Annotated in this window: 14 protein-coding genes and 1 pseudogene; 8 read left to right on the top strand and 7 right to left on the bottom strand. The window is 40.0% G+C overall.

Annotation, left to right across the window (positions count from 1 at the left end; all coding sequences use genetic code 11):
* Positions 1–215: 215 nt before the first annotated feature.
* The 3 genes from V6C71_07175 (at position 216) to V6C71_07165 (ending at position 2,055) form a co-directional block, all read left to right on the top strand.
* The gene (locus tag V6C71_07175; protein ID HEY9768277.1) at positions 216–737 is read left to right on the top strand and encodes a YetF domain-containing protein; all 522 of its coding nucleotides are present in this window, start codon (positions 216–218) and stop codon (positions 735–737) included.
* Positions 738–996: 259 nt separating this feature from the next.
* Positions 997–1,704, top strand: a complete 708-nt coding sequence (locus V6C71_07170) for a sterol desaturase family protein (GenBank protein HEY9768276.1) — start codon at positions 997–999, stop codon at positions 1,702–1,704.
* Between the two features lie 189 nt (positions 1,705–1,893).
* Positions 1,894–2,055: a hypothetical protein gene (locus V6C71_07165; protein ID HEY9768275.1), complete on the top strand. Its 162-nt coding sequence runs from the start codon at positions 1,894–1,896 to the stop codon at positions 2,053–2,055.
* Positions 2,056–2,391: 336 nt separating this feature from the next.
* On the opposite strand, the gene V6C71_07160 is transcribed toward V6C71_07165, so the two are convergent.
* Together V6C71_07160 and V6C71_07155 are read right to left on the bottom strand one after the other, a co-directional pair.
* Entirely contained in the window at positions 2,392–2,538 is a 147-nt protein-coding gene (locus tag V6C71_07160; GenBank protein HEY9768274.1) for a hypothetical protein, read from the bottom strand.
* 572 nt (positions 2,539–3,110) lie between these two features.
* Entirely contained in the window at positions 3,111–6,278 is a 3,168-nt protein-coding gene (locus V6C71_07155) for a DEAD/DEAH box helicase (protein HEY9768273.1), read from the bottom strand.
* Positions 6,279–6,710: 432 nt separating this feature from the next.
* Here V6C71_07155 and V6C71_07150 point away from each other — a divergent pair, with 432 nt between their 5' ends.
* Both V6C71_07150 and V6C71_07145 read left to right on the top strand, forming a co-directional pair.
* A complete protein-coding gene (locus V6C71_07150; GenBank protein ID HEY9768272.1) occupies positions 6,711–8,678 on the top strand; it encodes an FAD/NAD(P)-binding protein in 1,968 nt (655 codons plus the stop codon).
* Between the two features lie 258 nt (positions 8,679–8,936).
* Positions 8,937–9,278 carry a hypothetical protein gene (locus tag V6C71_07145; protein ID HEY9768271.1) on the top strand — a complete coding sequence of 114 codons (342 nt, stop codon included), beginning with the start codon at positions 8,937–8,939 and terminating at the stop codon, positions 9,276–9,278.
* A gap of 150 nt (positions 9,279–9,428) precedes the next feature.
* On the opposite strand, the gene V6C71_07140 is transcribed toward V6C71_07145, so the two are convergent.
* A complete protein-coding gene (locus V6C71_07140) occupies positions 9,429–9,551 on the bottom strand; it encodes a hypothetical protein (GenBank protein HEY9768270.1) in 123 nt (40 codons plus the stop codon).
* Positions 9,552–9,949: 398 nt separating this feature from the next.
* Between V6C71_07140 and V6C71_07135 the strand changes: the two genes are divergently transcribed.
* Positions 9,950–10,267: a hypothetical protein gene (locus V6C71_07135; GenBank protein ID HEY9768269.1), complete on the top strand. Its 318-nt coding sequence runs from the start codon at positions 9,950–9,952 to the stop codon at positions 10,265–10,267.
* A gap of 666 nt (positions 10,268–10,933) precedes the next feature.
* Here V6C71_07135 and V6C71_07130 read toward each other — a convergent pair.
* Positions 10,934–11,137: a hypothetical protein gene (locus tag V6C71_07130; protein HEY9768268.1), complete on the bottom strand. Its 204-nt coding sequence runs from the start codon at positions 11,135–11,137 to the stop codon at positions 10,934–10,936.
* Between the two features lie 146 nt (positions 11,138–11,283).
* Here V6C71_07130 and V6C71_07125 point away from each other — a divergent pair, with 146 nt between their 5' ends.
* Positions 11,284–12,114: a class II glutamine amidotransferase gene (locus V6C71_07125; protein ID HEY9768267.1), complete on the top strand. Its 831-nt coding sequence runs from the start codon at positions 11,284–11,286 to the stop codon at positions 12,112–12,114.
* 55 nt (positions 12,115–12,169) lie between these two features.
* On the opposite strand, the gene V6C71_07120 is transcribed toward V6C71_07125, so the two are convergent.
* Positions 12,170–12,460 (bottom strand): PLP-dependent transferase, encoded by a 291-nt coding sequence (locus tag V6C71_07120; GenBank protein HEY9768266.1) that lies wholly within the window; start codon positions 12,458–12,460, stop codon positions 12,170–12,172.
* A 46-nt stretch (positions 12,461–12,506) separates the two neighbouring features.
* On the bottom strand, positions 12,507–12,842 hold the full coding sequence (locus V6C71_07115; GenBank protein HEY9768265.1) for an aminotransferase class I/II-fold pyridoxal phosphate-dependent enzyme: 336 nt from the start codon (positions 12,840–12,842) through the stop codon (positions 12,507–12,509).
* Here V6C71_07115 and V6C71_07110 point away from each other — a divergent pair.
* Positions 12,780–13,238, top strand: a complete 459-nt coding sequence (locus V6C71_07110; protein HEY9768264.1) for an NAD(P)H-dependent oxidoreductase — start codon at positions 12,780–12,782, stop codon at positions 13,236–13,238. The genes V6C71_07115 and V6C71_07110 overlap by 63 nt on opposite strands.
* A gap of 285 nt (positions 13,239–13,523) precedes the next feature.
* On the opposite strand, the pseudogene V6C71_07105 reads toward V6C71_07110, so the two are convergent.
* Positions 13,524–13,780, bottom strand: a pseudogene (locus V6C71_07105) (transposase).
* Positions 13,781–13,854 lie beyond the last annotated feature (74 nt).

Here is a 13,854-nt window from a genome sequence, read left to right as displayed (position 1 = left end):
ATTAAACATTTATCATTAAATATTTATCATTAAATATTTAGTGATAAATGTTTTGTTCTGTCAAGGTTAGACAATTTATGCTTGTTAAAAAATTTAGGTACTCTATAGCTAGAACACGCAGCCAAGTTCTGAAGTAGCCAAAATAGACACCGAGCATAGCAACGCAGCGATCGCGTTGATAATTTTTTTACCAAACCACCTTTCAATCACCCATCATGTTCAGCGAGCTCAATCCATTTATCGAAGTGCCAATAGCAGGTATCATTACCTACATTGCGATAATTATTATACTTAGGTTATCGGGTAAACGGACTTTAGCTAAATGGAATTCTTTTGATTATGTGGTCACTGTTGCTTTCGGTTCAATTTTAGCCACCGCATTTTTATCGACTGAAGATGAATTTGGCAAAGACATTCTAGCTTTTGCTGTACTAGTACTGTTGCAGTTTATCATTACCTGGATTTCTGTCCGCTTTTCAATTATTCAAAAACTAATTAAATCTGAGCCAGCACTATTGCTCTGCCGAGGAGAAATGCAGCGAGATATTATGAAGCGAGAAAGAGTTGCTGAAGAGGAGATTTTGTCAGCACTGCGCAATAGTGGAGTATCGGCAATCGAAGATGCTGATGCCGTAATTCTTGAAACCGACGGCAGCTTTAGCGTTATCCAGAATATTGCTCATGGTGCTTCTGCACTAAAAGATGTTCGAGGGTTTGACCGCACTAAGATGAATTAGACCAAATAAACTATTAACTAACGGTAATTATGGTTTACTTGAAAATAGGCCGTTGCTGAACCGAGATATGATTTTTTGAGATCGTTATATTCTCTTGAATCAAAAAAGCTACGAGCAGGATTATTTTGTACATCATACTTTCAATCGGCAACGCCGAAAATAGTTAATCAACAGAAAGTCTTCTTCCCTGCTTAATAAATTAATTTAAAACTTTAAACCGGCACTACTTCACTAATATAAATTCAACTGGCAAAATTCCATGAAACTCTGGCTGTACTATTTATTTGTCTTTTTTATCATCATCCTAGCACGCTACTTTTTAATTGCGGGAGGCACTTATTGGTTATTTTATTTATCTGAGAATATATCGTTTGCGAAACAATCTTTAAAAAAGTCGCCGAGTCGTAAATTAATTCAAAAAGATATTACTCTCTCGATCATCGCCACACTTGCTTTAGCCATTTGTTCTGCATTAGTAATGTGGAGCTATAGTTTGGGTGCGACTCGTTTATACAGTTCGATAAATGATTATGGAAGATGGTATTTGGTTGTCAGTTTCCTGGGGGTAATCTTCTTGCAGGATGTCAGCTATTATTTTTTTCATCGCGGATTTCACCATCCGTTAATTTTTGAGTGGTTACACCGTGGACATCATCAGTCCAAGCATCCCACGCCCTGGACATCTTTTGCTCTCGACTTTCCCGAAGCATTACTTCAAGGTTTATTTATGATCGCAGTAATTTTTGTAATTCCACTGCACTTTACTGTTTTATCCTTACTGTTAATTACCATGACTATTTGGTCTTTGGTTAATCATCTTGGTTTTGAATTATTTCCTAGTTTTCCCGATCATTGGTTAGGAAAATGGTTAGTTAGCTCCGATCATCACTCTTTTCATCATCTTAATTATTCTCGCCACTATGGTCTATATTTTACTTTTTGGGATCGACTATTTGGGACTAACTAATAGTAATTAAACTGAAAGTACATCTAAAAATAGTCAGCAATAGTTCTAAATTTTAAACTATTTACAAGATATCGATCTAATCAACTTATTTAATCATCTTTAGATTACATCTATGGATAGAAGATTCAGAGCTTTTGTCTAACTACGATTAAAAGATAAACAGGCTTGCTAAATTAAACAAACAAACCAATGCAATATAGAACAACCGCTGGATGGTCACTAATTACTTCTGGTTTTACTACTCTTTTACTGAAGGTTCTTCCTGGAGATTCGCTTTGGTGGGGTTTTGCCCTTCTAGCAATTGGTGCAATAGTACTTTTTGTTAAGAATAAAGAAATTGTAAAAACTTAATCTTTAAATAAATAAATTAAGCCTATTTTTGTAGCTATTAGCGAATTTTCAATAAAGATAGGCTTGCTAGTTTTTGGCTATATTTATGTCTAACTAAATATCTAAATATAGCGTTGCGTATTTGTATTAAGACATGATCTGAAAAACTAATAGCTCATAGCTGACAGCTAAAAAATAGTCGCTTGACAACGTAGTCTATCCAATTGAACGAGAGAGGCGGTCGGATTTTCCGACCTTGCCCAATCGAGTTGTTAACAATTGCTATTAATGATCGAGAATTATTCGGTTAGTCCACCAAATGCACTCAAAGCTGCGATCGTCATCAATGACGGGGCTTTAAACCCATCTATTAAGCAGTAAACGCTTGACTTTACCTTGACATTGCTCTAAATTATAACCTCCAGATTTACGACGCGTTTGCGAAGGACGCGAAGCTAATCCTTTAGGGCAATCGCCAATTACAATTACTTGATATTCTTTCAACAATCTTAATATTGATTTGAGTAATCTTTTTTATTCAAGAGCATGCAATTTATCGGAATCGCTCTCTTATTTTCAACTAGACTAGCTACTAATAAGTTCCGTTCTTGCTATCTCGTTCTATCTATAGCCACATAGCAAATTTGTTTTCTATTTTGATTGACTTTTAACCATTTTTTGATGATGGGAAACCAAATACATCTACTGGTCAACTGTGGCAGAACTAGAAATCTTTGAATATGGCGACGGCGACTCTCATATTTTATTGGAATCGGGATCACAGATGCTAGCTTTTCTATCTCAATTGTTCTGTAGCTTTGTAACATCAGAACAATTATTCTCAACGTTGCATATTGTCTATCCGTTAACAATTGCAAGATACATTTGTGATAAAATTCTGGCAACATTTTTGGTTTTGGGGTCTAGATGCTAGGAGCATTCGTTTCTCAATAAGCTTGATCCCTTTTTCTTACCATTTCACTGCTACGTTCAACTGTTTATTTTGTCTTTCACCTCTTTGTCACCCCATGAGATCATTCCCAATAAAAACCACACGATTTACGATCGCATTTCACCTACTCATCAATAATTGCATCGCGATCTAATAACAGCAGATTACGCAAGCTACCAGTATCTAAATCCGTTAACCATTGCTCTCCTGCATTAACGGTTTGTTCGGCTAATTCTTTCTTGCTTTCAATAATGTCATTGATACGTTCTTCCAGTGTTCCCGTACAGACGAACTTGTGTACCTGAACGTTGCGTTTTTGTCCGATCCTAAATGCCCGATCTGTTGCCTGATTTTCGACCGCAGGATTCCACCAGCGATCAACGTGAAAGACATGATTTGCCCTAGTTAAGTTAAGTCCTGTTCCTCCTGCTTTGAGAGAGAGGATAAATATTTTCGGACCATTGGGTTCATTTTGGAAACGATCCACCATTTCTTGTCTGGCTTCACGACGGGTTGAACCATATAAAAATAGGACTTCTTCTTTTAGTTTCTCCTCTAAATAAGGTTTGAGCATTTTGCCCCACTCAGAAAACTGGGTAAAGATCAACGTGCGATCGCCTTCATCGACAATTTCTTCCAACATTTCTGCCAAACGGAGTAATTTACCCGAGCGATCGCCAAATTGCTCTAGATCTAACTGAAGATTTTTAGCTTTGGTATCGCTGAGTAATTCAGGATGGTTGCAAAGCTGTTTAAGGCGTAGTAATAGGGTCAGAATTAAACCACGGCGTTTGATACCTTCGGAATCTTCAATCTCTGCTAAAGAGTTATCGACTAGCTGTTGATATAGTTCCGCCTGTTCTGCTGAAAGACCGCAAAAGACGTTCATTTCCTGCTTTTCTGGCAGGTCTTGAATGATGTTTTTATCGGTTTTTAAACGACGCAAAATAAACGGCTGGGTAAGAGAACGGAGAATATTTAAAGACTCGCGATCGCCATATTTTTCAATTGGTGCAGCAAATCTCTTTTGGAAGAAGTTGCGATTGCCCAAAAAACCTGGATTGAGGAAGTCTAGAATCGACCATAGTTCAGTCAAGCGGTTTTCTACAGGAGTACCAGTTAAGGCAATACGGAATCCCGCAGGAATCTCTCTTACTGCCTGAGATTGTTTTGCCGAGGGGTTTTTAATGTTTTGTGCTTCGTCTAAAACTATCCCCTGCCATTCAATACCTGATAAGGTTTTGAAATCCCGATGAACTAAAGAATAGCTGGTAATTACTAACTGTTTATCTTCAACCTGTTGAGCAAAAGTCTTATTCTGTTCCCGTTTATCTCCATGATGGATTACGACATTTAATTTAGGCGCAAATTTTTTAACTTCCCGTTCCCAATTATTAATTACCGAAGTCGGGCAAACTAACAAGGTAGGCTTAGTTAATAAATCTTGTTGTTTTAAGTTAAGCAAAAAAGCAATCAGCTGGATTGTTTTACCCAAACCCATATCGTCTGCCAGACAAGCACCTAATCCCCAGATTTCCAAGAAAGATAGCCAGCCAACACCTTTTGCCTGATAGGGACGTAATTCTCCCTCAAAGTCTTCGATCTGCTTCACTGGTTCAACGGCTTTATCATCAGTCAAATTATCCAATAAACCCGCCAATATCCCTGTGGGTTCAAACTTGACCACAGGCAGCTTAGCTAGGGTTGTCGTATCTCCTGTAGATAAACGCAGGGCATCTTCTACCGATAAATCTAGCCGTGCATTAGATTTATCTAATACCGCCTGGGCAGCCCTTACATCCGCAGGCTGTAGGGCGATCCACTGTCCGTCTATTTCTACTATCGGCGATTTCTGCGCCAGTAGCTTTTTAAAGTCGCGTTTAGAAACAGTTTGATCGCCCACCGCAATTTCTAATTTATATTTCAGCATACTTTGCAGACTTAAACGCTCTCCTTTCTTTTGAGGCACGCTGGCAGTCATCTTAATGCCTAATCTTTGTTCGCTGTTATTGTCGCTCAAGCCAGGGGGCATAATTACGCCCAAACCATTATCGCTTAGCTGCCAGGCGATCGCGCGAATAAATTCGTATACCTGAATTGGATTGAGAGAACAACTGATTGGCTGACTGCGGTTCAAACTTGCTCTAATCGGAGCGTAGATTCGAGATGCCAAGCCCAAACCTTTCAATAGGGTTTCCTGGGGGTTTTCAATGGTGCGATCGCCTATATTCAAAAACTCTGCGGGACACCGCCAAACTGTTGCTGCATCAACTACAAACTCAGGATTATCTAATGCTTGTAAATAATAATTCAAAGACCAATCTGGTTGTTCATCATCTGCTGCTGTTGCGACTGGAGGGGTTAGGGTAAAACAAACTCGATAACGATTCAAGCCGAGATCGTTTTGGCGATTGACTATATACTCGCCGATCGGCAATGTCCAGCTATATAGAGCATTAGTTAAGCGATTAGCGTTTTTGGTATTTGTTTCTAGTACAGGAGATGAGCTAAGCGATCGCAACCAAGGTTCGACGTTAAGATCTTTAAAGCTATTGGGATTGTAATCTATCCAGGTGCGTAATCTGGCATCCAAAATTAAAGAAAGCGATCGCAACAATAAATCTTGGTCTGTCGTGTCTGCTTCTGACTCCTCTGCATCAAGATAAGCCAAACAAGCTTCGGGTAAAGCCTGAGTAAATTTAGCTAATCGCACCCGATCAACCTCACTATCAATTACAGGTTGCCAAACGCTTTTATAGCTATTCTGGCTCGATTTTTGAACCTCTATTCCTGGTAGAAACTTTTGTCTGACGATTAAATCTAATGCCCAGCGATATATGTGCGACCAAAAACGGATATCTCCCGCCAAATAATCAGTATTAGACTGTAGTGAACTAAGAGATAATATCTGCAATAGATTAATAGTTTCCCCAGGAGTTAGACGGAATCCTTGCACTTCCCAAAGATAAAGGTCTAGTTTCGACTCATCTTCCACGGCATTTCCCGCAAAAACTGGCTGTACTTTCTTACTCTGGGCCGTACCAGTCACAATAGTTGGCATCCCTACTAGTTGAACTTGCCACTTGCTTTCGTCTAATAATTTCGCAACGTCCAATTCATGGCTTTGAAACAGACCTAGTAGTTCCAGACGCGACAAGTTAAAGGGATGAATAAAGTCCCCCGATTTATTAAGCGAGAAGGTTTCGTTAACCAAAGAACGCCACGCTTGTCCCCAAACAAAAAAATAGTCCTGACCCGAATTAACGATCCAACTGCCGTGAATAATTGACATAGTTATCTTGATTGAGACTTAGTAAGCTAAGGATGGAAATATTAATTCTGTTTCCCAACCTCAGACTAAAAAAACCAATTAGTCTCCTCTCCAGTCATCTAGCTGATTCGTCGGAGAAGAAACTGCGCAAGGTAATGATTTAGTTTAGCAAGTTTCGTTCATTTCTTACTGATTATCTTGAACTCACTTTGCTTAAGTAATGAGTCTATATCGGATAAGCTACGCAAATAATGAGTTTTCTTCCTTATTATTTGCGTAGCTTCAAGAAGCAGTCCAAAGGGCTTGGTCACCAATGCGCGAACGATAAGTAATTTCTTGTCTTTATCAATTTTGATTCAGATATCTCTGACTCAGTTGTATTTGAATTTAAATTGAATGCAATTAAAAATGAATTATAACTGAGTAGAAACAATTATCAGTTCAATTTAGACTATGAAAATTCTGGAAACCAGATTAACTTTAGACGATTTTCGGCTAAAACTTCAGAAAGTTGCCATCGGGCAACTTGAGCTAGCACAACTTCAAGACTGGGTAGCAAGATTAGATGTAGGAGATATGGCGATCGCCAGCAATGTTTGTTTTAGTTCTGAAAATTATCAACGCCAAATCCTTTTACGCGACTCAAACTGTGAAATAATTCTTGTCTGCTGGCAACCAGGACAATTTAGTTCAATTCACGATCATGGTGATTCTTTAAATGTAACTCGCGTTTATCAAGGCGTACTTACTTCTAGAACCTTTACTCGCAATGATGCTGCAACCGAAGAATTCTCATCCGTTCTTCTTCAAGAAAAATATTTACAGCCAGACGAATTGGTAGGAGTCGATCGCGCTCAAATTCATCAACTTGCCAATACTTCCGAGCAAAATCTGATCACTCTCAACATTTACGCTAAACCATTACAGCAGATGCAAGTTTATCACTCCATGAGCGGACAATCCCAGCTTTCGCCCATTCAGGCAAAGAATCAAACAAGATTTGTTGACAAGGGAAAAAAACCTGATAAATTCGAGTCGCAGCCAACCAGTATTGCGATCGTTGGCGGTGGCTTTAGTGGTTCGATGGTGGCGGTGCATCTACTCAAAAATACAGTTTCCCCTCTACGTATTAAGTTAATCGAACCTCGTCCTTTTGTCGGTGAAGGAATTGCTTACAGCACTAATTGGGATTGTCATTTGCTTAACGTTCCTGCTGGTAAAATGAGTGCTTTTCCCGACCATCCCGACCATTTTTGGCACTGGTTGCAGACTCGCGAGTCCGAAATAGTTAAAAAAGTTAGCCAAGATGATTTTGTACCGCGAAAGCTTTACGGTGATTACATTAGATCGATCTTAGCCGAAGCTGAATCCCAAGCAGATAAGGGTGTTAGTCTAGAAAAATTAACTGATGAAGCGATCGCATTAGAAACTAATACAGAACGGGCTACTGTTTGCCTCAGTAGTGGAAAAAGTCTGGAAGTCGATCGCGTGGTGCTAGCTTTGGGAAATTTTCCCCCAGCCGATCCTGCCGTTGCCGACTCTTCTTTTTATCAAAGTAAACGTTATTTTCGCTTTTGGTCTGCACCATCTTTATTTTCTTTAGCTGCTGACGAACCGATTTTAATCATTGGTTCTGGCTTAACTGCTTTAGATGCAATTTTGGCACTTGATCGACAAAAACATCAAGGTAAAATTTATGTTGTTTCGCGTCGGGGTTTGCTTCCTCAAGCGCATCAGCCAACAACTTCTTATCCACCTTTGTTCAAGTCCGAATCGCTACCAACAACAATTCGCTCTCTAGTACGCCGAATCAGACAAGAAATCAAGTCTGCTGAAGCTAGGGGTGATAACTGGCAATCTGTGATTAACTCGGTTCGTCCCCAAACTCAATTAATTTGGCAATCTCTAGCGATCGCTGAAAAACAAAGATTTTTACGCCACGTTCGACCCTACTGGGAAAGTCATCGTCATCGAGTACATAGTGCGATCGCTCGACAAATTGAGTCAAAAGTTGCAGCAGGACAGTTACATTTCTTGGCAGGACGTATTCAAGCCTACAATGAGGATGCTCTAGGAGTAAACGTATCGATTCGCGAGCAATGTAGCAACTATATTAATAACTTGCGCTTAGGTGCAGTAATTAACTGTACGGGGACGGAATGCAACTATCGCCGACTACAACACCCTTTGATCGAGAATTTATTGAATTCTGGTCTGATTAAACCAGATCCCCTCAATCTTGGTTTAGAGGTCGCTGCCAACGGCGCGCTGATCGATGCAACAGGGGAAGTATCTAATTTACTGTTTACTCTCGGTTCCCCCCAAAAGGGATGTCTCTGGGAAACAACTGCGGTAGCTGAGATTCGCCAGCAAGCCAAAACACTGGCACAACAATTGCTCTACTTAGGGCTTGCTCTTTAAACTAAGATTTGGGGATGTAAGTGTTAAAAGCTAATAGCTATTAGCTTTTAGCCATTGGTGACCAGTTAAGATTAACTGATTGATTTTAGCTAACTTCTTAGTGCATATGCCCTAAAGGACTAGCTCCGCGTCGTCCTTTAGGATTCGCTTCTTTACAAATTAAAAGTAAATCTAAATCTGCATAAAAAAAATAGATCAATCGTAACTAGTGAATGTAAGCAAAACACACTAAATTTTACTTTTACGAGGTCTTAAACCATGAAAAAAACTACATTATCCATTCTTACTGCTGTTATCGCTTTCGCTCCTTTAACTGCTTTCGCTCAAGACGCTCAGACTAGCATTCAAAACAATACAAATTCTGCTGCTGCTGTCGGTACTAGTAACCTCATCCACCAAAACACCGACCAAACTAGCTACCAAAACCAATTAGACTTAGGTGGCTACGGTTATTCCACTCCTGATGCTCAAACTTCAGTCCAATTAAACGCTAACGAAGCTGCTGCTGTTGGTACTGGTAACGCAATTGTTCAAGATGCGAATCAAACTAATGTTCAAGACCAAGTTGATGTAAATCAATACCTTCCTCACGGCTACTAAAATTCCCACCATCATTGTTTCTGTCTTGCTCAGCATCCCTTTGCACCCAATACGACGGGTACTTGTCCTTACCGCAATGAGGATAAACGCCTTTCGGCGATATACCCACCGCATGATTTGCGACGCGAAGCTAGTCCTTTAGGGCGAAGCTTATCCTTTAGGACTAGCCACGTCGCGTCCTTCGCGTCGTACCCGAATGGGTATACCCGTAGCGATCGCGCGTTGTCGAATTATCCATCCAACCGCATTTAGGTCAATCAAAGTGAGATTCAACCTATGTCTGCATTGAGGACAAACAAAGCGTAAAGAAGAGAAGAACTATTTAATACTTATTAGATCTGTTCCTCTCGAGTGTAGCGAGAGCGATTAAGCTCCGCTTAGCTTACGGATCGCGAATGAGTTCATCGTCGTAATAGTCGTAATATGAATACCCTTCAGGACTCGATCATTTTTGAGGCTCAATTTTGAGATCTTCTCTACAACATCAATTGATGAAACTATAAGAGTATTAGATTTCTTGAGAAATAAGGCGTTATGGATTACTTCTTACCTGGATGAAAATACGAGAATAGGACGAGGGAGAATTGGTAATTTGTTTGTTTTTCGTCGTTGAAAAGGAGCGATGTCACTGGTTTAACTGTAATTGACATTACTATTAAGGAGTAGCATATATGGCAAAAATGACAGTTGAAGAATACCTCAGACAAAATAAGGAATCCATCACAGAACAGTACCTCGCTATTGCGGATAATGGCTCAAAGGCAATCATTACCATCAAGGAAGATGGTGAAAACTATGTTCATAAAGTAAGTACGGTTGAAAAGTTTACTGATACGCTGCCTGACAACAAATTCTTTAAAAAAATGCGCTCTGGCATTACCAACGCCGTACTAAATAAGGTAATTCCTGTAGTCATTTTTGAAGGGCAAAAAGCACGAATAATCAGCCTCCCAGATTATTTTGAATCGGTCGAATCCCAAAAGCGGTAGTTACCAAGAGCGATCGCTTCTATTGCTGGGAGTAGTCAGAAAGATTGATTTTTAAGTGTTGGATTCTCGTTTGGCGATCGCTATTATATTTTCATTATTCCTGCTGCTTCTAGATTTCTTGTTTGATAGTCTGACACTTTCAATGAGTGTTCGTACTGCTGTTTTTGATAGTTGAGTTTGGCTTCATCAAGGGAAGCGATCGCTTAATCTGAGTTCGAGTAGAGCGATCGCAGAAATATTCTCACAAGTAATGATCTGAAGTTGTCCAAAGTATATGAAGCTATCGCGATCAAGAACTTTTTAATACTCCCCGCTTAATTAATAAAAGCGATCGCCATTTGGCTCGGACAAAATAAATCCCCTAAGTAACTTTTATACTAGGGGGATAAGTATAAAAATGCGTGATAAATTTACTTTTGATAAAAAGATAACTTTAGTTTCAATTAGGTCTTGTATCTCTAGGTCATCTACACCGATCTGTTTTTTATGTTGTGGTTGTGTGTCTTTTCAGAGCCAAATATCGGAAGTACAATCACCCCATGGATAACGCATTTCCTGAGCGCGGGCTGCTTTCTTTACCAAAGTCTACCTAAAAATCTTGCTTAAGGGAAAGTCCTCCCTTTTCTCGATCGCAGTCGATTTGTAGTAAGTAAGAACCTTTTTTGGCTAAATCTGGATAAAATTGGTTATCCCAAATGCCAAACAGCGAATTTGAGAATAGGTAGGAGAGTCTGGAGCGACATCTATTGTCGCTAAATAATCGGGTTGTTCGATTCCTGTTCCAGTAAAAGCGCGATCGCATATAATACCTTTTCTGGTTCGGCTTTCATTGCTGCTTGGGAAAAGCATAGCCAGGGCCACAACATACATCTACCATATTTGTTTATCTCCTATGAAAAATTCGGTCGAGATTTTTCGGCAAGCGAGTCAACCTTCTTAAATTACCATCTTATCCAAAATATTTCTAAATACAAATAAAATTTATTTCAAAAACATATAGAATAACAAAAACCGGAATGGCTCTCCATGACCGCGCTAACTCACAATTAACAATTAACGCTATAGAGGATATGTGTCAACTACTTGGTATGAACTGTAACGTTCCCACCGATATTTGCTTTTCTTTCGAGGGTTTTTCAACCAGGGGCGGAAAAACTGACGATCATCGCGATGGATGGGGGATTGCTTTTTTTGAAGGCAAAGGCTGTCAGCTTTTTATAGATTCTAAACCTTCGAGTAGTTCTTCTGTCGCAGAATTAGTGCGACGCTATCCTATTCATTCTACCCACGTCATCGCCCACATCCGTAAAGCGACTCAAGGAAAGATTCTCCTCGAAAACTGCCATCCTTTTAGTCGGCAATTGTGGGGACGCTATTGGGTATTTGCTCACAATGGTGATTTAGCTTTTTTTGAACTCGAACCGATGCAATTTTATCAACCAGTGGGAGATACCGACAGCGAAAAGGCTTTTTGTCTGATTTTAGAAACCTTGCGTCAAAACTTTCCCAACAGTAAGCCTCCTTTGCCACAATTGTATTCAGTGCTGAATAGCATTACTAAAAAATTAGCAGCCAAAGGCATATTTAATTATCTACTTGCCGATGGAGAAAGTTTCTTTGCCCATTGTTCTACCCAACTTTGTTACATTGTGCGCCAAGCACCTTTTGCAGCAGCCCATTTAATTGATCGAGATTTAACGGTAGATTTTAACGAGTTGACAAATAAGAGCGATCGCGTCGCTATTATTGCTACTACTCCCCTAACTGATAACGAGATTTGGACTCCCATTCGCTCAGGAGAATTATTGACTTTTCAGGACGGTTTACCGATTCAATTCAACTTTTAAAGCTTACAGCAGTTTTCAATTGACTAGACTACGCTGTTGATTAGCTAGTTTTTAGCTAATCGAATTTTAAATGTTTTTTAATACAACTACAATTCAGCTTCAATTTATCTACGATAAAGCTTTCTCCAAATTTTTCTACTTGGCTAAATCCTCCTTTGAGGGTTAAACTAATCATTCCTCCAAATCCAGACATTTGGGTTTTTGCTAAGTGATACTGTTCGTGACTGGGCAAACCTGGATAGTATACTCGATCGACCTTCGGATGTTGGGCGAGAAATTTAGCTAGAAACAGACCATTCTTTTCGTGTTCTCGCATCCTGACTGCTAGAGTTTTAATTCCTCTCAAAACCAACTAACTATCAAAGGGACTGGGAACTGCACCGATCGCATTTTTAATAAAATTTCAACTGGTTATAAAGCTGCTCGTTAGATGTGACGACTGCACCGCCAATAATATCGCTGTGTCCTGCTAAATATTTGGTGGTACTATGAACGACGAGATCTGCTCCTAATTGCAAAGGCGTTTGAAAATAGGAATTAGCAAAAGTATTATCAACGACTAAGATAAGATTGTTTTTTCTAGCAATTTCGGCGAGAACTTTAATGTCGATAATTTTGAGCAGGGGATTGGTTGGGGTTTCAATCCAAATTAATTTGGTATTGGGTTGAATTGCTGCTTCAAAAGCATCTGGGCGATCAATACCGACATAAGTTGTTGTAACGCCCAAACCGAAATTATTTCTGTTCGCGATCTGCCTGCTGAAGATTTAATTTTTGGTCGTTATGACAGTCCTAACCTCGAACCAACAAAAGCTTTAATTGCCAAAGCCGATGCTTTAATTATCGTCACTCCCATTTATAAAACTGCTTATACAGGAGTATTGAAAGCATTTTTAGATTTGCTGCCTCAAAAAGCTTTATCTGGTAAAGTCATTCTGCTTCTTGCTACAGCAGGCACGATCGCTCATTTATTGTCAGTTGACTATGCTCTCAAACCAGTTTTGTCCGAGTTAGGGGCAAGATATATTTTAGGTTCTGTTTATTTTGCTGGTCTGGCAGAAGCCCAGAGTTCTGGGGGTACGCGAACGTCTGGACGACGTGAGTTCGACCAAGTTAGAAAGTAGCAGAAGGTAGTGCCAGTAATTCAATTGGCTCTAAATCAATACTACGGTGTCTTGATTGAGTCGCTTCAATGGGGGGCCTCGGTGCGGGACGCGCCCCCAGGCGCTTATACTAAAGCCCGTGCATGATTCACGGATAAACCGCACTCCGCCCTTCGGTCACATTTGCGAAGCTAAGGCGCGTTTTGGGTCAGAAGATTCTGTCCCAAAAGCCGCCGCTAGTCATGCACGGGCATCGTCCGAAGGTGTCTATAGCGGATACCGCTACGCATATACCATGCACGGGAATCATGCACGGGCTTGACCGTGAACCCCCACAAAGCGATTCAGCGCGTTGTTAGGTAGATAGGTATAAGCAATCAATCCAGCCCTCAGATTTACTAAAAAATTCCCCATACTACGCTGGATTGAATGTTCGATTTGAAAGATATTTTTGAGTTGGTCGTTGACAGTCTCGATGTTATCGCTCTTTTACGCCCAAGAATTTGGTCAATCAGTTGAACAAGCTTCTGTTTCATATTCTTTTGAGATCGAGTGATTAATTCGCTAAACTGGCTCCGATGCTGGATGGACTGTATTTATCGATCTGCATGGTGCTGTCTAAACTTCCTAAGGACGC

Origin of the sequence: Coleofasciculaceae cyanobacterium (assembly GCA_036703275.1) — a bacterium.
GTDB lineage: Bacteria > Cyanobacteriota > Cyanobacteriia > Cyanobacteriales > Xenococcaceae > Waterburya.
Note: the sequence above shows the minus strand (reverse complement) of the source record. Positions and strands in the feature narration are given on the sequence as shown.